20 protein-coding genes are annotated in these 17,722 nt (G+C 67.2%); 6 read left to right on the top strand and 14 right to left on the bottom strand.

Annotation, left to right across the window (positions count from 1 at the left end; translation table 11 throughout):
* Positions 1-3: 3 nt before the first annotated feature.
* The 3 genes from ACFQO4_RS05910 (at position 4) to ACFQO4_RS05900 (ending at position 3,129) form a co-directional block, all read left to right on the top strand.
* Positions 4-1,191 (top strand): [LysW]-lysine hydrolase, encoded by a 1,188-nt coding sequence (locus ACFQO4_RS05910; RefSeq protein WP_500260014.1) that lies wholly within the window; start codon positions 4-6, stop codon positions 1,189-1,191.
* Positions 1,191-2,156: an ornithine carbamoyltransferase gene (gene argF, locus ACFQO4_RS05905; protein ID WP_500260013.1), complete on the top strand. Its 966-nt coding sequence runs from the start codon at positions 1,191-1,193 to the stop codon at positions 2,154-2,156. Before ACFQO4_RS05910 ends, argF begins: the two co-directional genes overlap by 1 nt.
* A gap of 658 nt (positions 2,157-2,814) precedes the next feature.
* Positions 2,815-3,129 carry a transcription factor S gene (locus tag ACFQO4_RS05900; RefSeq protein WP_500260012.1) on the top strand — a complete coding sequence of 105 codons (315 nt, stop codon included), beginning with the start codon at positions 2,815-2,817 and terminating at the stop codon, positions 3,127-3,129.
* Between the two features lie 79 nt (positions 3,130-3,208).
* On the opposite strand, the gene ACFQO4_RS05895 is transcribed toward ACFQO4_RS05900, so the two are convergent.
* The 3 genes from ACFQO4_RS05895 to ACFQO4_RS05885 form a co-directional block, all read right to left on the bottom strand.
* Positions 3,209-4,012 (bottom strand): methyltransferase domain-containing protein, encoded by an 804-nt coding sequence (locus tag ACFQO4_RS05895; protein ID WP_500260470.1) that lies wholly within the window; start codon positions 4,010-4,012, stop codon positions 3,209-3,211.
* Between the two features lie 76 nt (positions 4,013-4,088).
* Positions 4,089-4,487, bottom strand: a complete 399-nt coding sequence (locus ACFQO4_RS05890) for a nascent polypeptide-associated complex protein (RefSeq protein WP_500260011.1) — start codon at positions 4,485-4,487, stop codon at positions 4,089-4,091.
* 121 nt (positions 4,488-4,608) lie between these two features.
* On the bottom strand, positions 4,609-5,115 hold the full coding sequence (locus ACFQO4_RS05885) for a hypothetical protein (protein WP_500260010.1): 507 nt from the start codon (positions 5,113-5,115) through the stop codon (positions 4,609-4,611).
* A gap of 182 nt (positions 5,116-5,297) precedes the next feature.
* On the opposite strand from ACFQO4_RS05885, the gene ACFQO4_RS05880 reads away from it, so the two are divergent.
* The gene (locus ACFQO4_RS05880) at positions 5,298-6,065 is read left to right on the top strand and encodes a class I SAM-dependent methyltransferase (RefSeq protein ID WP_500260009.1); all 768 of its coding nucleotides are present in this window, start codon (positions 5,298-5,300) and stop codon (positions 6,063-6,065) included.
* 19 nt (positions 6,066-6,084) lie between these two features.
* Here ACFQO4_RS05880 and ACFQO4_RS05875 read toward each other — a convergent pair whose 3' ends face one another.
* The 7 genes from ACFQO4_RS05875 to dapA all read right to left on the bottom strand — a co-directional run bounded on the left by ACFQO4_RS05875 (position 6,085) and on the right by dapA (position 12,656).
* The gene (locus ACFQO4_RS05875; protein ID WP_500260008.1) at positions 6,085-6,594 is read right to left on the bottom strand and encodes a PUA domain-containing protein; all 510 of its coding nucleotides are present in this window, start codon (positions 6,592-6,594) and stop codon (positions 6,085-6,087) included.
* Positions 6,595-6,676: 82 nt separating this feature from the next.
* Complete coding sequence (locus tag ACFQO4_RS05870) at positions 6,677-7,810, bottom strand: M20 family metallopeptidase (RefSeq protein WP_500260007.1); 1,134 nt, start codon at positions 7,808-7,810, stop codon at positions 6,677-6,679.
* Positions 7,807-8,712, bottom strand: coding sequence for a diaminopimelate epimerase (gene dapF / locus ACFQO4_RS05865; protein ID WP_500260006.1), 906 nt, complete (start codon positions 8,710-8,712; stop codon positions 7,807-7,809). Before dapF ends, ACFQO4_RS05870 begins: the two co-directional genes overlap by 4 nt.
* Positions 8,709-10,064, bottom strand: a complete 1,356-nt coding sequence (lysA, locus tag ACFQO4_RS05860) for a diaminopimelate decarboxylase (RefSeq protein ID WP_500260005.1) — start codon at positions 10,062-10,064, stop codon at positions 8,709-8,711. Before lysA ends, dapF begins: the two co-directional genes overlap by 4 nt.
* Positions 10,061-10,972, bottom strand: a complete 912-nt coding sequence (locus tag ACFQO4_RS05855; protein WP_500260004.1) for a 2,3,4,5-tetrahydropyridine-2,6-dicarboxylate N-succinyltransferase — start codon at positions 10,970-10,972, stop codon at positions 10,061-10,063. The genes lysA and ACFQO4_RS05855 overlap by 4 nt, the downstream gene beginning before the upstream one ends.
* The gene (gene dapB / locus ACFQO4_RS05850; protein ID WP_500260003.1) at positions 10,969-11,736 is read right to left on the bottom strand and encodes a 4-hydroxy-tetrahydrodipicolinate reductase; all 768 of its coding nucleotides are present in this window, start codon (positions 11,734-11,736) and stop codon (positions 10,969-10,971) included. Before dapB ends, ACFQO4_RS05855 begins: the two co-directional genes overlap by 4 nt.
* Positions 11,736-12,656 (bottom strand): 4-hydroxy-tetrahydrodipicolinate synthase, encoded by a 921-nt coding sequence (gene dapA / locus ACFQO4_RS05845; protein ID WP_500260002.1) that lies wholly within the window; start codon positions 12,654-12,656, stop codon positions 11,736-11,738. The genes dapB and dapA overlap by 1 nt, the downstream gene beginning before the upstream one ends.
* 547 nt (positions 12,657-13,203) lie before the next feature.
* Between dapA and ACFQO4_RS05840 the strand changes: the two genes are divergently transcribed.
* Positions 13,204-14,037: a M48 family metallopeptidase gene (locus tag ACFQO4_RS05840; RefSeq protein WP_500260001.1), complete on the top strand. Its 834-nt coding sequence runs from the start codon at positions 13,204-13,206 to the stop codon at positions 14,035-14,037.
* 70 nt (positions 14,038-14,107) lie between these two features.
* Here ACFQO4_RS05840 and ACFQO4_RS05835 read toward each other — a convergent pair whose 3' ends face one another.
* On the bottom strand, positions 14,108-14,707 hold the full coding sequence (locus tag ACFQO4_RS05835) for a cupredoxin domain-containing protein (protein ID WP_500260000.1): 600 nt from the start codon (positions 14,705-14,707) through the stop codon (positions 14,108-14,110).
* Positions 14,708-14,886: 179 nt separating this feature from the next.
* Between ACFQO4_RS05835 and ACFQO4_RS05830 the strand changes: the two genes are divergently transcribed.
* Positions 14,887-15,384 (top strand): LabA-like NYN domain-containing protein, encoded by a 498-nt coding sequence (locus tag ACFQO4_RS05830; RefSeq protein WP_500259999.1) that lies wholly within the window; start codon positions 14,887-14,889, stop codon positions 15,382-15,384.
* A gap of 12 nt (positions 15,385-15,396) precedes the next feature.
* Here the strand turns inward: ACFQO4_RS05830 and ACFQO4_RS05825 are convergent, their stop codons facing one another.
* The 3 genes from ACFQO4_RS05825 to ACFQO4_RS05815 form a co-directional block, all read right to left on the bottom strand.
* Complete coding sequence (locus ACFQO4_RS05825; RefSeq protein ID WP_500259998.1) at positions 15,397-15,564, bottom strand: hypothetical protein; 168 nt, start codon at positions 15,562-15,564, stop codon at positions 15,397-15,399.
* Positions 15,565-15,639: 75 nt separating this feature from the next.
* On the bottom strand, positions 15,640-16,593 hold the full coding sequence (locus tag ACFQO4_RS05820; protein WP_500259997.1) for an AAA family ATPase: 954 nt from the start codon (positions 16,591-16,593) through the stop codon (positions 15,640-15,642).
* Between the two features lie 74 nt (positions 16,594-16,667).
* Complete coding sequence (locus tag ACFQO4_RS05815) at positions 16,668-17,582, bottom strand: AEC family transporter (protein WP_500260469.1); 915 nt, start codon at positions 17,580-17,582, stop codon at positions 16,668-16,670.
* Between the last annotated feature and the right edge of the window lie 140 nt (positions 17,583-17,722).

The raw sequence follows: 17,722 nt of genomic DNA, 5'->3' as shown, positions 1-17,722 counted from the left end.
ACAATGACGCAGGCCACGACAGCAATGGAGACCGACGAAACGGACGAAACGGCGACTGCTCCCGCCGACGAGGGTGACGGTAGCGAGACGAGCACCGACTTCGACTCGAGTGCAGTCACTCGAGAGGCGGCCCGCGAACTGCTGATAGACCTCGTCTCGACTCCCTCGCCCTCGGGTGAGGAGGACGCGGCCGCCGCGGTGCTCGTCGACTTCTTCGAGGCCCAGGACCGCGAGGTCTGGATCGACGAGGTCGGAAACGTGCGCGCGCCGGCCGACGACGCGCTCCTCCTGACCTCCCACGTCGACACCGTGCCGGGAAAGATTCCGGTTCGGGTCGAGCCGGCGAGCGACGAAGACGTGGACGCCGAGATCGCGACCGCGGGCGAGGACGTCCTCTGGGGCCGCGGCAGTGTCGACGCTACCGGCCCGCTGGCCGCGATGGCCGTCGCCGCCGTCAGCACCGGCGTCTCCTTCGTCGGCGTCGTCGGCGAGGAGACGGACTCGCGGGGTGCGCGCCACCTCGTCGCCGACCGGGAGGCACCTGGTGCCGTGATCAACGGCGAACCCTCCGGCGTCGACGGCATCACGCTCGGGTACCGCGGGTTCCTGGCCGGAACCTACGTCGCGACCAGCGAGTCGGGTCACACCTCCCGGCCCGAGCCGAACGCCATCCAGCAGGCCACTCGCTGGTGGTCGGCCGTCGAGGACGCGTTCGAGCCCGACGACTACGAACCCGTCTTCGAGCAAGTGACCGCCAAACCCGTCTCGCTCGAGGGCGGCACCACCGAGGACGGCCTCTCAGTCGAGGCGACCCTCGAGGCACAACTCCGCATCCCACCGAGTCTCGACGCCGACAGCGTCAGGGAGACCGCAGAGGCCGCCCTCGAGGTCGGCACCGTCTCCTGGAAGGAGCCGATCCCGCCGGTGATGGAGAGTCCACGCACGGAAATCGCGCGGGCGTTCCGCGTCGCGATCCGAAAGGAAGGCGGCGAGCCGCGACTCCTCCGGAAGACCGGAACGAGCGACATGAATCTCTACGCCGGCGCGTGGGACTGCCCGATGGTTACCTACGGCCCCGGCGACTCGAACCTCGATCACACCCCCGACGAACGGCTCTCGCTCGCGGACTACGAGTGCTCAATCGCGGTCCTCGAACACGTCGGGAACACGCTCCGGGGGGAGGGCGCGTGATGACGGACGACTCGACTCGTCCCGCCCACGCCAGTCGCTCGGCTGCCGGAAGTGAGGGCGACGTGCGTCACCTGCTCGACGTCGACGACCTCTCGCGCGAGGAGTTGTTTACCGTCCTGGACCGGGCGGCCGACTACAAACTCGCCCAGACGCGCGGCGAGGGTCACGCCGACTTGCCGGGGAAAACGCTAGGCATGCTTTTCCAGAAGCCCAGCACCCGGACGCGCGTCTCCTTCGAGACGGGGATGACTCACCTCGGGGGGCACGCCATCTTCCTCGGAGCCGACGACATCCAGCTAGGTCGGGGCGAACCGCTCAAAGACACGGCGAGGACCCTCTCGCGGTACGTCGACGCAGTGATGGCCCGAGTGTTCAAACACGAGAACATCCGGGTGATGGCTGAGTACGCGGACGTACCGATCGTCAACGGGCTAACCGACGACGCCCACCCGTGTCAGACGCTGGCGGACCTCCTGACGATCCGGGAGCGCTTCGCCGACCTCGATTCCGTCTCGGCGACCTGGATCGGTGACGGCAACAACGTCGCCCAGTCGTTCGTCCTCGGCTGTGCACTCGCCGGAATCGACCTCACGGTAGCGACGCCCGAAGCACACGGCATCGACGAGGCCGTCCTCGAGCGGGCGGCCGAACTCGGAACGGTGCCGACGGTGACGCACGACCCCGTCGAGGCGGTGACGGGTGCGAACGTCGTCTATACCGACGTCTGGGTCAGCATGGGGCAGGAGGACGAACGCGAGATCCGTCTTCGGGCGTTCGATGGGTTCCAGGTCAACCAGGAGCTGCTCGAGCACGCGCCCGAGGCCGCCGTGATGCACTGTCTGCCGGCCCACCGTGGCGAGGAGATCACCGACGCCGTCATCGAGAGCGAGCGCTCGATCGTGTTCGACCAGGCGGAAAACCGGCTCCACGCCCAGAAGGCGGTGTTGAGCTGGTTGCTCGAGTAGCTGGTCCCACGAACGGAGTGAGTGGGTTTTTCGTCCAGGTTTTTTCGCGAGAGGTGAGTGGAGCGAACCCGAGCGAAAAAACGTGGCTGTAAGACCGGCTTCACGCCCAGAAGGCGGTGTTGAGCTGGTTGCTCGAGTAGCTCGAGCGACGCGGTCGCTTTTCCATCCGCGTTCGAACGGTGCGAGGCTGCGGTCGGCTGTTGGTAGACGAACCGCTGCGGGTAGCAGCGGGCGGAAAACGAGAGACGGTGACGCTTCAACGGCCGCCAGACCGTGTTCAGGATCGGACTGAGGTGGCCTCCCATCGTTCCTCGAGACGAAAAATCCCATGTTTTTATATGGAAGAACCTGCTATCCCGAGTTAGCAGCACGTTAGACAGGCTGCTGCGCACCGCGGATGCCGTGCGTATGGGGTGCCAGGCAGACGCGGGCGAGCGATGGGGGAACCATCTACCACTAACCGATCCACTGGGGGGATCGCCTGTTCTCGTTTTTTCGCGGTCGTGACGGAACAGTGAGCACGATGCTCGAGGCCGAGTCGACTCGCACTTGAGGGCGTCGCCGCTCGGTTTCGGTTTCCGTTCCTCGCGTCTCTCGATTCCTCGCCGTCCGCGGCGGAACGCGCCATTAATGTGTCTCGACTCCCGTAGCCGGATACATGGAATTCTGCGACGAATGTGGCTCGATGATGAAGGCGGACGGCGACGAATGGGTCTGTGGAAATGACGAGTGCGGCGCCAAGAAACCGAAAGGCAACAGCGACGAGTACGTGGTCACCGAAGACCAGGAGGCCACCGAGGTAATCGAGTCCTCCGACGAGACGTCGCTCCCGAAGACCGAGGCCCGGTGCCCCGAGTGTGGCCACGACCAGGCGTACTGGTACCTCCAGCAGACGCGCTCGGCGGACGAGTCCGAGACCAGGTTCTTCATCTGCGCGGAGTGCGAGTACAAGTGGCGCGAAGACGACAACTGATTCTCGCGGAATCGATCACTCGAGTTCGTCGTTGACGCCCGTAGCGAGCGACTCGATAGTCAATCACTCGACAAATAGATCACTCGAGTCGAGCGACGAGCAGGTATCCAGTGTGGCCAACGGGGGCGGTCGACGGCCGGGATCCCCGGTCGTCGAAGGTCATCTCCCGCTGGATGGTTTCGCGGGTGACGACACTCGAGAGTCCGGCCTCACGGGCGGCCTCGCTGGTCTCGCGGGCGGTCTCGACGAATGGGCTGTAGACGGCCACGAACCCGCCCTCGACGAGGAGGTCGGGCGCGTACTCGACGATGGTCGGCGCGTCGCCTGTGTCGAGGGTGAGGACATCGAAACCCGGGTCCGCGGCGAGGGTCTCGATGTCGTCTCGAAGATCGCCCGTCCGGACCTCGACGTCGCTCGAGACGCCGCCGAGGGCCATGTTCTCCCGCGCAACCTCGGCGAACTCAGGGTCGCGCTCGTAGCTCACCACGGTCGCCCCGGCGCGGGCCATCGAGGCGGCGAGGACGCCGGTGCCGGTACCGGTGTCGAGCACGCGGTCCCCGACGCCGACGCCGGTCTCGCCGATCACGAGGCCGACGTCGCGGGGCACCATCGGGGCGCCGGTACGCTCGAAGTGATGAAAGAGGTCGGGGCCGCGGAGTTTTCGGACGCGAAACTCGGTGCCGAGGTGGGTCTCGAGGACCTGCCCCGGTTCGACGTCGGTGGGGACCTCGAGGACGCCGAGGTCGGAGCCGAACTCCTCGCCGGGCTGGACGAGGTGTTCGCGGTCTTCGTGGACGAGCAAGACCGGCGGTCGGTCGGTGGGTTCCGCTTCGGCTTCGGCTTCGCCTTCGGCTACCGGTTCGCCCGCGTCGCTCGCGTTCACGTCTGCGTTCGTGTCTCGCTCGTCAGTTCCACTCTCGTCTCCGCCATCAGGTGATCCCGTCACGCGAGTACTGGGCTCACTCGAGGCGTTCGACTGCGGCTGCGAGGTCGCCGTCCTCGGCCTCGAGGGCCTCGCGGGCCTCGTCGTCGCTGACGCCGGTTCGGGCGGCGACGATTTCGATGTCCGAGTCGGGGATGGCCGACTCGCTGTCGGCGTCCGCGTCAGTTTCGTCCGCGTCGGCGCCGCCAGCGTCGCCGGCACCCCCGCGCTCGCGCTCCTCGGGCGTCCCGATGACCTGATAGGTCTCCTGACCACGGGCGTCCATCTTCGTGACGTCCGCGTCGGTGAAGACGAGGTCGTGATCGGCCGTCCGGATGATGACCTCCTCGGCGTCGAGTTCGTCGACGTCGATTCCCATCTGTTTCATCATCTGTTCCATCTTCCGTGGATTGAGTCCGCCGCCGCCTCCAAACATACTCGAGACGTGGCCAGCCGCGGGCAAAAACCCACCGGAACCGTCTCTCGCGTCCTTCGACTTTCCGTCTTTCGTGTCTCCGTCGCATCTCGACTCGAGCGACGGAACTCGAGATGCGACCTCACCGAAGGCTTCCCGACTCCGGTGACTCGCCGCTCTCGAGGCCGTCCCGGCCCCGCCAACTCCACAGTCCGAGGACCATCATCGTGATCCCGAGGATCGCGATGACCGCCCAGACGCCGATCTGGGTCGCCGTCAGCGCCGAGCCGGTAAACAGGGTGGTCGCCTGGAGCAAGAACGCGGCGAGCAACAGCAGGCCGAACAGCGAGGCGATGGCGACGCCGATCCCCTCACGGATCGTCCACCGAAGCTCTTCGGCGTCGCGGTTGGCCGTTTCGGTGTGGTCACGCGATCGAATTTCCTCGTCGGCGTCGACGTAGCCGGGCGTCGCCCACGGCGTCTCGAGGTAGCCGATCACGTACGAGAGCGTGGCGCCGGCGACCATCACGATGGCGAAGGTAACCACTCCGGTGACGAGCGTCGGTGGGGCGAACAGGAGCGTGATCACGGCGGCGGCGACGACCGCCCCGCCGAGCATGACCAGGAATCGTCGGAGTCGTGGAAGCATACTGTATCTATGTCATCGAGTAACATAGGCCTATCACCGGTCAGTATACTGGCTCGAGTCGAGACCGACGTACGACCTCGACCGCGCGACTCGGGGACTCGAGAGGACGGCGGCTTCGAGCACGCGACGACGCTGACGAACGGTCGACACCTATACGGCTCTCGTCGACCGATAGCGAGCCAGTGACTGAGGAACACGATGGAAAACGGAAGACAGCCGCCGCCTTCGATGCGGCGAGCGACCACTACCTCGACAGCGACGTCCACCGCCACGGCGCCGACCTCGAGCGACTGACGTCGTGGTGTGCGGATGCGACGCGTGCCCTGGACGTCGCGACGGGCGCGGGCCACACCGCTGGTGCCGTCGCCGATCGAGGCGTTCCGACCGTCGTCGCGACCGACGCCGCGCCGTCCATGGTCGAGACCGCTGTCGACGCTTTCGGCGGCCTCGAGGGGGCCATCGTCGACGCCGAGCGCCTTCCGTTCGCCCGCGACGCGTTCGACGCCGTCACCTGTCGGATCGCCGCCCACCACTTCCCGAACCCGACGGCGTTCGTGAGGGAGGCGTCCCGCGTGCTCGAGCCCGGTGGCGTGCTCGCACTCGAGGATAACGTAGCGCCCGCGGACCCGTCGCTGGGCGAGTTCATCAACCGCGTCGAACGGCTCCGTGATCCGACCCACGTCGAGTCCTACACGATCGAGCGGTGGCACGAGTGGCTCCGAGAAGCGGGATTCGCGCTCGAGGAGACGGTTCGACTGCGAAAGCAACTCGAGTTCGAATCCTGGGCCGACGGCCAGTCCTGTACCGGCGAGGAGCGAAAACGGGTCGAACGAACGCTACGGGAGGCCTCCGCCGAGGCCGCCGAGACGTTCGACATTCGGGTCGAAGACGGTCGCGTCGTCTCGTTCGCCCCGCTCAAAGCGCTGGTCCGAGCGCGACGCCTCGAGTGAGACGGGTGCAATCACTGACCTAGTCGTCCGCCCGACTCGCTCCGCTCCGAACGTTCACCGCCATCCCAGATTCGAAGTCGAGAATCGACTCGCCGTCGAGTTCTGCCCGCCCAACCGCGAGCAGGTCGCCCCGCTCGTGAACGACGAGCACCTCGTCGCCCGGTCGAATCTCGGGCCCTGCCTCGAGGACGAACTTCGAGAAGACGTTCTTCCCGTCGCGAACGAACGGTTCGCTCTCGTCGTCGACGACGACCCGGTACGACGGCGGCTCGAGCGCGTCGTGGAGGCGGCGACCGCCCTCGAGTCCGAGGGTGAATCGGCCGTCGGTGCCGAAGGAGACGACCCGCCCGCGGTCAGCGTGAATCTGCTGGGGGCGACCGGACGTCGTTCGCTCGATGCGCCGATCCTCGCTGGGCGGGAACAGCGCCGCGCCGGCGCCGGCCCCGAACTGGTAGTCTGCGATGGTCCGCAGGTCGGCGTCCTCGCTGTCGCCCTCCTCTCGCCCCGCGTCCGCTGCGCGTTCGCTCATTGCGCGTCGTTCGAGCGGACTCGAGGAAAGGGCTTCGGACCCGCCCTGCCTCACGAGTCGGCGCTCGCCCGGTGTTCGCCACTTACGGCGACTCGAGCACTCGCTTTACCGCCTCCACTCCCATCCGAACGGCGGCCGTTTCGACGTACTCCCGCGGGGAGTGAGCGACGGCGCCGTTCTCGTCCGCGAGCACCCCCGGCCCGAAGACGACGGTGGGCGCGTGGTCGGCGAAGTAGGAGGCCTCGGTCGCGGCCGTGAACGGGCGCACCTCGCCACTCCCCCTCGCCGCGAGGGCGTCGACGACCGGCGCCTCGGTATCGGTCGCCCAGGCCTCGAGGAACGGCGTCGGCCGCTCAGTGAACGAGAAGGAGACGCCGACGTCGGCGGGAACGGCCGCCTCGAGGTGGGCTATCAGCGCCCGCTCGAATCCCTCAGCGGTTTCGGGTGGAATGCTCCGGCGGTCGACCGTGAGTCGAACCCGGTCGGGGACTTGATTGGTAGCCTCGCCGCCCTCGACGACCGTCGGCGTGAGCGTCGCAGCCCCGAGGTCGGGGTGGTCGGGCGGCGCGTCCTCGCGATCGTCGAACGTCTCGAGCGCCCCCAGAACCTGCTCGAGGGCGGCCACCGCGTTGACGCCCGACTGCGGTTCGGCGGCGTGAGCGTTCGCCCCAGAGAGTTCGATCGTCCCCTCGAAGCGTCCCTTCGCGGCGGTGCAGACGTCGAGGCCGGTCGGTTCGCCGACGATGACGGCGTCGGCGTCCCGAATTGGCGAGTCGGGCCGGGAGACGAGGGCGTGAGCGCCCGTCGAGAGGAGTTCCTCGTCGGGGGTTATCGCGAGTGTCACTCGATTCGTCGTCTCGGCCTCGAGAAACGCGGCGAGCAGCGCGGCGACCTGTCCCTTCGCGTCGCAGGACCCACGGCCGCGGATTTTGCCGTCGCCGACCTCGAGCGGGACGTGTGGCGAGACGGTGTCGATGTGGGTGTTGAGGACGTAGTGCGTTCCTCGCTCACCGCTTGCATCCTCGCTGTCGGTCTTTCCGTCTCGCGTCGCCAGCACGTTCCCCGCCTCGTCGACCGTCGCCTCGACGCCGTGGTCCTCGAGGGTCTCGACCAGGAACGCTCGCATCTCGGCGACTCCGGCCTCAGGGTGTGAGGGAATCGCGACTGCATCCTCGAGGAAGGTGATCGGGTCGAATCCCTCCGAAGCTCCCGTCACGGGTCGAACGACGAGAAGTGAGTCGTTTGCACCTCGCCGTCGAACTTGTGTTCGACCGGGCCGATCAGGGTCGCGGTGTCGCCGTCGAAGACGACCTCGAGGTCGCCGCCCGGCGGGCTAACGGAAATCGAGTTGCCGTCGGCGAGCCCCAGTCGGCGGGCAGCCGCAGCGATGGCCACCGCGCCGGTTCCGCAGGCGTCGGTTTCGCCCTCGACGCCGCGTTCGAACGTCCGTTGGCGGAACCCTTCTGCACCTGGGCTCGCGAGGTTCACGTTCGTCCCCAGCGGGAACGCATCGGCGTGGCGAACCGGCGTCGCGACGGCCTCGAGGTCGACCGCGTTCACGTCGTCGACGAAGGCGACGGCGTGGGGGACGCCCGTATTGACGACCGTGACCTCGAGGCCCTCGATGGGTTCCTCGATCACGGGGTCGTCCGCGAGTACTGGGATCGACTTCGGGTCGAAGGTCGGTTCGCCCATCTCGACGGCGATCCGGTCATCCTGGTCCTGTTCGTCGCTGTCGTTTCCGTGGCTTCCGTCACTCCCGTCGTTCACATCGCTCTCGACGCGATAGGCCCGTCGCGTGCCGGCCTGCGTGTCGATCATGACTTCGTCGCTGTCGGTCCGCTCCATCGCCCACCGACCGGCGCAGCGGGCACCGTTGCCACACATCGGCGCCGTGCCGCCGTCGGGCTGGACGAGCGTCATGATTACCCGCGGCGGGTTGTACCGATCCTCGAGCGCCAGGAACAGGATGCCGTCGGCGCCGACGCCGGTCTCGCGGTCACACTCGCGACTGGCGAGGCCCCGCCGGTCGGGGACGTAGGTCTCGGCGTCGATCACGAGGAAGTCGTTGCCAGTCCCGTGGTACTTCTCGAAGTGGACGTCGGCGAATGCACTCATCGGGACACCTCCCGCGGTGGGCCGCGGTTCGGTTCGTCGCTATCGCTCCCGCCGTCTCCATTTCCAGCTGCCCGCTCGAGTCGAAGCACGTCCTCGAGCGTCTCGCGGCGCCGCGAGAGCGCCGCCGAGCCGTCGGCCTCGAGGACGACCGAGGCGGGCCGCGGACGGGAGTTGTACGTACTCGCCATCTCGTAGCCGTAAGCGCCGGCGTTGCCGATCGCGAGCAGGTCGCCGCGGGCCGTTTGTGGGAGCGAGCGGTCCGTACAGAAGACGTCCGAACTCTCGCAGATGGGACCCGTCACCGTTTGCGAGTTCTCGGGTCGATCGACGGCGTCGGCCTCGAGGTTTCGAATCGGATGGTACGAGCCGTACATCGCCGGTCGAGCCAGCGTCGTCATGCCCGCGTCGACGCCCACGACGGTCGTCTCGGGGGCCTCCTTGACCGTGTTCACCCGCGCCAGGAGTACCCCAGCGTCGGCCACCAGGTACCGACCGGGTTCGATCGTCAGTCGGGCGTCGACTTCCCCCAGCGCGTCGCGGGTGGCGTCGGCGACCGCCTCGAGGTCGAGCGGCGCCTCGCTTTCGCGGTAGGGGACGCCGAAGCCGCCGCCGACGTCGACGAACTCGAGGCCCGCCTGCGCGTCGGGAGCGGCGGTCAACGCCTCGTTCACCTCTCGTGCGAGGTCTCCCATCCGGGAGACGAACTGGCGGTGAGTGTCCAGGTCGTCACTCGAGACGCCGGAGCCGACGTGAGCGTGGACGCCGACGACGTCGAACCCGCGCTCGGCGGCGTCGACGGCCGTCTCGACCGCCCGGTCGACGGGAACGCCGAACTTCGCGTCCACGCCCGTCCGGACCTTCTCGTGGTGGCCTGCGCCGATACCGGGGTTCACCCGGAGGCAGAGGCGACCGTCGTAACCTCGCTCGGCGAGCCGGTCGATGGTATCTTCGGCCCCGGCGGTGATCGTCAGGTTCGGGTGTTCGTCGGCCGTCTCGACGGCGACGTCGAGGTCCGCCGCGGGCGGGTTGACCGCCGTGTAGTGGACCCGCTCGCCCAGCGCGCCCGCCTCGAGCGCCCGGAGGAGTTCGCCTGCGGAGGCACACTCGATGCCCGCGCCGGCCTCGAGCAGCGTCTCCAGGACGCTGCCGAGCGCGTTCGCCTTCGCCGCGAACATGATCTCGCTCTCGGGGAACGCGGTCTCGAGTCGCTCGTAGTTCTCGCGGACGCGCTCGAGGTCGAGGACGTACAGCGGCGTCCCGTAGTCGTCGGCCAGGTTCCGCAGGTGGCTCGCGCTCCAGTCGCCGAGGCGGCGTACTGGCGGGTTCGGTACCCCCGATTCGGCGGCGCTCATCGGTCCCGTAACACCTCCTCGCGCTCGGAGCGCTCGAGTGTCCGGTCCTCGAGGGCGGTCGCGACGACGGCGGGCTTGTACGCGCCGCCCTCGAACAGGTCGTGGTCGCTGATCGAGGACTCGACGAATCTGGTGAAGGCGCGCCGTTCGGCGGGTAACTCGCCGTAGACGACCTCCTCCTCGACGAGGTCGTAGACCGGGATCCGCGGGGTGAGCAGCGTGTTCTCACCGACGACGGAGTTCTCGCCGACGACGAATCCCGAGGTGACGCGACAGCCAGCGCCCAGCGAGACGCCGTCCTCGATCACGACGGGCGCGTTCTCGACCGGCTCGAGGACGCCGCCGATCAGCGTGTTGGCGCCGAGCTTGACGTTCGCGCCGATCTGGGCGCACGATCCGACCGTATCGCAGGAGTCGACGAGCGTCCCGTCGCCGACGTGGGCGCCGACGTTGACGAACGCGGGGCTCATCAGGATGCAGTCCGAGCCGACGTGGGCGCCCCGCCGGACGACCGTGCCGTCGGGCGTGTTCCGGGAACCGCGGTCGCCGAAGTCGCTCGAGTCCGCGAGCGGGAGCACGTCGTTGTAGGTGACGCCGCCGTACTCGCGGGCGCGGGTCTCGCGCAGGCCGAAGTTGAGCAGGATGCCCTGCTTGACCCAGGCGTTGGCCGTCCACTCGCCGTCCTCGCCGCGGGGTTCGGCCGCGCGGACGTCGCCGGCCTCGAGCGCGTCGAGGAACGTCTCGAGCGTCGCCATGTCGTCTTCGGTCGCCGACTCGGCGTCGACGTCGTTCGCCTCGTAGCGGTTCCACAGGTCGGTGATCGCGGACTCGAGGGCGCTCGCGTCCGCGTCTGCGTCCGCGTTTACGTTCGAATTCGCGTTTGTGTTGCTGTCGGTGGATGGGCTCATGCTGAAAGTACCTCCGCAAAGTCGTATCGGCCGGGTTCCTGGCCGGCTAGCCAGACCGCCGCGTCGACGGCGCCGGCGGCGAAGACGCCCCGGTCCTCGGCGCGGTGGGTGAGTCGTAGTTCCTCGTGGTTGCCGGCGAGAACGACCTCGTGCTCGCCCGTTACGTTCCCGGCCCGCAGGGCGTGGACACCGATCTCGCCCGCTCGACGCGGCTGCTCGCCCTCCCGACCGTGGACGCGGTCCGTGAAGTCGCCGGCCGCTTCGATCTCCTCGAGCAGTCGGTTGGCCGTCCCGCTCGGGGCGTCGCGCTTCCCGTTGTGGTGGGTCTCGACGAGTTCGACATCGTAGCCGGGCAGGCTTGCGACGGCGTCCCCGACGAGCGTGAGCAGCGCCTGGACGCCACGAGCGAAGTTCGGGCTGTGAAGTAGCCCGATGTCGTCGCCGTGGGCGTCGAGTTGGGACTTCTCGTCGTCCGAAAACCCCGTCGTCCCCGTGACGAACGGGACGCCCGCCTCGGCGCAGGCGGCAGCGTATTCGAGCGCCGACGCCGGACCCGTAAAGTCGATCACGACGTCCGGGTCGCGCTCCTCGAGCAGGAGGTTGATCTCGAGAGCGGACTCGATCTCGATGCCCTCGAGGCGCTCGACGTCGGTGCTCCGGTTGACCGCGAAGGTGACCTCGCAGTCGTCCCGGTCCGTGAGCACGCCGAGGACACGTCGCCCCATGCGGCCGGCCGCGCCCGTGACGCCGACCCGGACGCTCATCACTCGGCCTCCGCCCGGGAGACGGGTCGGTTCTCGAGGTCCTCGAGGACGGCCTCGAGGTCGTCGCGGTACTCGTCCTGGAGGCGGGTGAGCGGCGGGCGTAGTCTCGCGGGGCCGTACCCGCGGATCGCCATCGCTTCCTTGACCGGGATGGGATTCGTCTCGACGAAGAGTTCGCGCATCAGCGGCCCGAGCTCGTGGTGGATGGCCCGGGCGCGCTCGTAGTCGCCCTCGAGGGCGGCCCCGACCATCGCGACGGTTCGTTCGGGTTCGATGTTGGCGACGACGCTGATGCCACCGCGTCCGCCGATCGAGAGCATCGGGAGGGTGAGCGCGTCGTCACCCGAGAGCACCGAGAAGTCCGAGTCAGCGGTCCGCTCGACGATTTCGCCGATGACGCCGAGGTCGCCCTCGGCGGCCTTGTAGCCGCCGATGTTCGGGTGTTCTGCCAGTTCGACGACCGTGTCCGGCTCGATCGTCCGGCCCGTCCGCGAGGGCACGTTGTAGACGATCTGGGGCACGTCGACCGCGTCCGCGATAGTCCGGTAGTGCTCGAGTAGGCCGCGCTGTTCAGGCTTGTTGTAGTACGGCGAGATCAGGAGGAGGCCGTCGGCGCCGGCGTCAGCCGCGCGCTCGGAGAGTTCGAGCGCCTCGCGCGTGTTGTTCGAACCGGTGCCCGCGATCACGGGCACGTCGTCGACGGCGTCGATCACCGCCTCAAGCACGCGAACGTGCTCGTCGTGGGTCAGGGTGGCGGACTCGCCGGTTGAGCCGACGGGGACGAGGCCGTCGACGCCGGCGGTCTCGAGGCGCTGGGCGTCCGCGCGGAGTGTCTCGTAGTCGATTCGCTCGTCGGCGTCGAAGGGCGTGCACATCGCCGGGAAGACGCCCGTGAAGTCGATGTCGTTGTCGTGTGTCATTGGTGTGGGTGTGGGTTTGTGGGCCGTAGGTCGTGGGCCGTGGATTCTGCACTCGAAAGCAGCGCGAAACGACCGCGCTGCCCTCTGAAGTGTGAATTGTTAGACCGTGCGTTCGATCCGAAACGTGCCCGAAACGAGGGTGCTAATCTCGCAGTGAGCACTCTTACGCACGTTTTTTCGATTTTGTGGGGCGAAAACGAGGGGTCGCGTCGCTCCGGGTCGTCGAACGGGCCTCGACCGCGAGCGTGACGCGACGCATACGAGACACACGGCAGTCGAGGAACTTATCGGTTGCGCCTCTCGTCAAATCTGCCTGGCGTGTTATCACGCGACGGATTCCAGCGTCGGTCACACGGGTTGACGGCTCGAGCCCCCTCTCGAGTCGGTTGGCTCCGTGAATTGATCGTCGGCCCCGCCTGTCGGCAGTTCGGGCTGGCCGACAGTCCGCGTCGATCGTCGAGCCGCAGCTCCAGTGTCGGGCAAAAACCGACTCGAGGCCGTGACTTCCCGCGATATTTATACGTCAGAAACGCTAACTGGAACGCGTATGAACGACTTTGGATTGAAAGTCCGGATGGCAATCGTCGGCTCGATCCTGTTCGGCTTCTACCTTCTCGGGGGGTTCGTCTTCGCCGCCGCCTTCGGCGCACCGCTGTACCTCGTCCTGGGCGTCGGGATCATCGTCGTCCCGGCGATCCAGTACAAACTCGGGCGATGGATGGCCGTCAGGAGCGTCGGCGCCGAGGACATGCCAGAATCCGGGCAGTACCAGGAGATTCACCACATGACCGAAACGCTCTGCGAGCGGATGGGCCTCGAGACCAAGCCGCGGCTCATGGTCGCCGACATGGGCGTCCCCAACGCGTTCGCCACCGGCCGGAAGGGCGCCGGCATCGTCGTCGTCTCGACCGAACTCATCCGGTTGCTCGAGCGTGACGAACTCGAGGGCGTCATCGCCCACGAACTCGCCCACATCAACAACCGCGACGTGATCACGATGGTGCTCGGCCAGTCGATCGGCATGATCGTCAGCTACGCCGTCTTCTTCGTCGTCCGCGGCCTGGGCGAGAACAACATCGGGAGCTTCGTCCTCGCGTACGTCGCCTCCATCGCGGCGAACTTCCTCGTCATGTTGTTCGTCATGGCGATCAGCCGCTACCGCGAGTACGTCGCCGACGCCGACGCCCGCGAAGCCATCGGCACCGGCGACCCGCTGGCCCGCGCGCTCGAGAAGATTTCGCGGGGCGCCGAAGGGCGCGAATCGAGGATCGACGACAGCGTCAGCGCGCTGTGCATTCTGAACACCGACCGCAGCCTCCTCCAGCAGGTGCTCTCGACGCACCCGCCTACGGAGAAGCGTATCGCGCGACTTCGGAACTGATCGTCCTGTTCACCGTCTGCATTCGGCCGTTTCGTCCGCTAGAGCCATTCGTTCTCCGGATTCGACCGTCTCATCCGCCCGACTCGACCTGAATCTCGCCGAGCATCGTCCCGACGTGCACCTCGCAGACGTACTGGGTCATCTCCGAGGTGGCCTCGAGCGTCAGCGTCTGGGTTTCGCCTTCCTCCTCGATGATCTCGGTCTGGTAGTCCTCGACGACCTCGTCGTTGTCGTCCCAGATCACGATGTTGTGGGGCTGGCCGTCGATGTTCTCCCAGGTGATGTCGTACTCCTGGCCCTCGAACAGGGTGAGCGTCGGGTTGGTCTCCCCCTCGATTGGCGCCGGTTCGACGCCCTCCCACCCCTCGGTGATCCCGTCGAGAACGATTTCGTCGACGTCCTCCCAGTCTCCCCCACCGCCGTCAGCGCCGGTTTCGTTGCCGTCTCCGGTTTCGTTGCCGTCTCCGGTTTCGTTGCCGTCTCCGGTCTCGTCATCCGTTCCACCGGCGCCAGTCTCGTTCTCGTCACCGCCATCGGCCGTATCGTCGCCGGTAGTGTTGTTGTCGCCCGGCCCGCCTCCTTCCGTACAGCCCGCGAGCAGTGCCAGGGTGACACCGGCGCCCGCGGCGGAGAGCACTCGCCGTCGTGATACTGAATTGTCTTTTTCCATGGGGCTCCCTTCACCCGTGAGACGGATAAGCCGATACCAGTCACTCGCATGGTTCGCGACCGTCGAAAGGACCGAATTTGGCCTCCTCGAGTCGATTCGACCCCATTTTCACTGGCAGCGTTCTTTTCACGACATTGGAGATGGAAGCGGTTTTCACGGTGGCCCGCACAAGACACCGTATGACAGACGTTCATCCGGGCCAGCGCGTCGCGGTTCTGGTCGACGCGCAGAATCTCTATCACACCGCCCAGAGTATCTACAGTCGAAACATCGATTACTCTGAACTCCTCGAGGAGGCCGTCGACGGCCGCCAGCTCACGCGCGCGATCGCTTACGTCATCCGGGCCGATTCGCCCGAGGAGGAGAGTTTCTTCGAGGCACTGTACGACATCGGCTTCGAGCCCAAGATCAAGGACATCAAGCGCTTCTCTGACGGGACGAAAAAGGCCGACTGGGACGTCGGGATGAGCCTCGACGCCGTCACCCTCGCCAACCACGTCGACACGATGGTCCTCTGTACCGGTGACGGCGATTTCTCGAGGCTCTGTTCGCACCTGCGCCACGAGGGTGTCAAGGTCGAGGTGATGGCGTTCGAATCCTCGACTGCCGAGGAACTCGTCGAGGCGGCCGACGATTTCGAGGACCTGGGTGAACGCCACGAGACGTACCTCCTGTAGGCATTCGTCTTTCTATCGCTCTCGCTCTCGAGCGATCCCGTCGACCGCTGTTCTCACGGCACCTTCTCGCCTTCTTCGGCCCGCTGACCGCTTCCGTCCGGGTCCCCGCTCGAGCATCGACCACCAGCCGACGGACCGCGTCTCGGTTCGGTCGTCCGCGCCAGCGCTAATTTCTCTCATAGATATAAAATCTATAGTACTACCACCGAACCCCTCGAGCCAGTCGGTCACCGAACCCCTCGAGCTCCTTGCCCCTCACTCGCCCATCGACGGCACCTGAACGCCGTTGAGCGCGCTGTCAATCACCGTTCCCCGGTCGACGCCGCGAACGTCCGCCTCGGTCGTCAGCACCAGTCGATGGTCGAGGATCGGGTGCACGACCGCGTGAACGTCCTCTGGAGCGACGTAGTCCCGTCCGGCGAGCACCGCCCGTGCCCGACTGGCCTCGAACAGTCGCTGAATGCCTCGCGGCGAGACGCCGACCTGGACGCGGTCGTCGGTACGGGTCGCCCGGCAAACGTCGATCAGGTACGCCCGGATGGCGGGATCGACGGTCACCGTCTCGGGAACGTCCTGTAGCGCCAGCACCGCCTCGCGGTCGACGACGGGCTCGACCGTGGGCGTCCGCGAGTGGCGACTCGCCCGGCGATCGATCAGCGTCAACTCGCCGTCGCGGTCGGGGTACCCCATCGACGTCTTGACCATGAACCGGTCGATCTGGGCCTCCGGGAGCGGGAACGTCCCCTCCTGCTCGACGGGGTTCTGAGTCGCGATAACGAAAAACGGCTCCGGCAGGTCGTACGTGTCCCCGGCTACCGACACCTGCCCCTCGCCCATCGCCTCGAGTAGGGCGGCCTGGGTCTTCGGCGGCGCGCGGTTGATTTCGTCGGCGAGGACGACGTTCGCGAAGATCGGACCGCGTTCGAACTCAAAAGTTGCGTCGTGTTCGTTGTAGATGTGCGTTCCCGTGATGTCCGCCGGGAGCAAGTCGGGCGTGAACTGGACGCGGTTGAACTCGAGGTCGAGCGCCGTTGCGATCGTCTGGGCGGTGAGCGTCTTCCCCGTCCCGGGGACGTCCTCGAGCAGGACGTGGCCCTGCGCGAGGATGGCGGTCAGTATCGTCTCGAGTCGCTCGGACTCCCCGACGACGGCGGTCTGGATCTCCTCGAGGGTGGCCTCGCCGGTTCGCGCGGCCTTGGGAACGTTCATGCCTGCTGTCACCGCGGGAGCACTATATACGGTTCGGCCGTTTCGTCGCGCCGTCTCTCGAATCGCCGACGCGTTTACGCGCCGCCGACGAGCGCGATAACGACGAACAGCGTCAACACGGACGCGACCGTCGTCACGAAGACGTTGAGCGAGGCGAACCGTTCGTCGCCGCCGAGTTCGCTCGAGAAGACATACGTGGAGACGGCCGTCGGCATCGCCAGCATGACGACCGCGGCGGTGAACGTCGCGCCGTCGACCGCCAGCGCGGAGAAGACCACCCAGGCGACGGCGGGCATGACCGCGACCTTCATCGCGGTCACGGCACCGGTCGCGACGGGATCGAGTTCGGGAAGATCGAACTCGAGGGAGGCGCCGACGCAGACGAGCGCGAGCGGAAGCGCCAGGGTGGCGAGTGCGTCGAGGCCAGTGACGAACGGCCCTGGCACCGAGAGGCCCAGCGAGCCGACGACCATGCCGGCGACCAGTGCGACCAGGACGGGGTTCCCGAGGAGTCGAACGAACTGGCGTCTCGCGCTCGTTTCGGCCCCGTTGAACGCCACGAGAATCGTGATCGTCAGGGGCGCCTGAAGCAGCGTCGCGATGCCGAGGATCACGCTCGCGATCGCGGTTACGCTCGCATCGAAAGTCGCCGCCACGAGTGGAATCCCCAGGTAGCCCAGGTTCGAGTGGTACGACTGGACGACGGCGACGCTCCGCCGGGCGCTCGAGTCGCGATTGCGGTGGACGGCCCACGCCAGCGCCGCCGTGGTCGCCAGGACGGCGACGATGCCGACGAAGAGGGCCGGCGAGAGCAGCGACGCGATCGCCTGGTCGTAGGTGGCGACGAAGATCAGGGCCGGCAGCGCGACGTAGTAGGTGGCGGCGTTCAGCCGCGTCGTCCGCGTCGCGTCGAGGATCCCGGCCGATCGGAGTCCGGCCCCGGCGAGCACGACGGCGAGCAACGCCAGCAACCGGAGCAGAACCTCCATGCCCGTCCCCAGTGGACTCACGGATTTGATCGTTCGGATCTCGGTCGCAGTCGCCTCGAGTTCGCTGCCTCGCACTCGCCAGCCTTACCGTTCGCCGATCCATCGTCGACCCCAGTCTCGAGCGCCGTGCCGTCGGGAAG

This window comes from Saliphagus sp. GCM10025334 (assembly GCF_042663485.1).
In the GTDB taxonomy this organism is placed as follows: domain Archaea; phylum Halobacteriota; class Halobacteria; order Halobacteriales; family Natrialbaceae; genus Natronosalvus.
This window is presented reverse-complemented; position numbering and strand designations above follow the sequence as displayed.

Bases quoted from the DNA above. Each gene is read 5' to 3' on its own strand.
- ACFQO4_RS05910 (WP_500260014.1), top strand. From the start codon at position 4: ATGACGCAGGCCACGACAGCAATGGAGACCGACGAAACGGACGAAACG.
- argF (WP_500260013.1), top strand. From the start codon at position 1,191: ATGACGGACGACTCGACTCGTCCCGCCCACGCCAGTCGCTCGGCTGCC.
- ACFQO4_RS05900 (WP_500260012.1), top strand. From the start codon at position 2,815: ATGGAATTCTGCGACGAATGTGGCTCGATGATGAAGGCGGACGGCGAC.
- ACFQO4_RS05890 (WP_500260011.1), bottom strand. From the start codon at position 4,487: ATGTTTGGAGGCGGCGGCGGACTCAATCCACGGAAGATGGAACAGATG.
- ACFQO4_RS05885 (WP_500260010.1), bottom strand. From the start codon at position 5,115: ATGCTTCCACGACTCCGACGATTCCTGGTCATGCTCGGCGGGGCGGTC.
- ACFQO4_RS05875 (WP_500260008.1), bottom strand. From the start codon at position 6,594: ATGAGCGAACGCGCAGCGGACGCGGGGCGAGAGGAGGGCGACAGCGAG.
- dapF (WP_500260006.1), bottom strand. From the start codon at position 8,712: ATGAGTGCATTCGCCGACGTCCACTTCGAGAAGTACCACGGGACTGGC.
- lysA (WP_500260005.1), bottom strand. From the start codon at position 10,064: ATGAGCGCCGCCGAATCGGGGGTACCGAACCCGCCAGTACGCCGCCTC.
- ACFQO4_RS05855 (WP_500260004.1), bottom strand. From the start codon at position 10,972: ATGAGCCCATCCACCGACAGCAACACAAACGCGAATTCGAACGTAAAC.
- dapB (WP_500260003.1), bottom strand. From the start codon at position 11,736: ATGAGCGTCCGGGTCGGCGTCACGGGCGCGGCCGGCCGCATGGGGCGA.
- dapA (WP_500260002.1), bottom strand. From the start codon at position 12,656: ATGACACACGACAACGACATCGACTTCACGGGCGTCTTCCCGGCGATG.
- ACFQO4_RS05840 (WP_500260001.1), top strand. From the start codon at position 13,204: ATGAACGACTTTGGATTGAAAGTCCGGATGGCAATCGTCGGCTCGATC.
- ACFQO4_RS05835 (WP_500260000.1), bottom strand. From the start codon at position 14,707: ATGGAAAAAGACAATTCAGTATCACGACGGCGAGTGCTCTCCGCCGCG.
- ACFQO4_RS05830 (WP_500259999.1), top strand. From the start codon at position 14,887: ATGACAGACGTTCATCCGGGCCAGCGCGTCGCGGTTCTGGTCGACGCG.
- ACFQO4_RS05825 (WP_500259998.1), bottom strand. From the start codon at position 15,564: ATGAGAGAAATTAGCGCTGGCGCGGACGACCGAACCGAGACGCGGTCC.
- ACFQO4_RS05820 (WP_500259997.1), bottom strand. From the start codon at position 16,593: ATGAACGTTCCCAAGGCCGCGCGAACCGGCGAGGCCACCCTCGAGGAG.
- ACFQO4_RS05815 (WP_500260469.1), bottom strand. From the start codon at position 17,582: ATGGAGGTTCTGCTCCGGTTGCTGGCGTTGCTCGCCGTCGTGCTCGCC.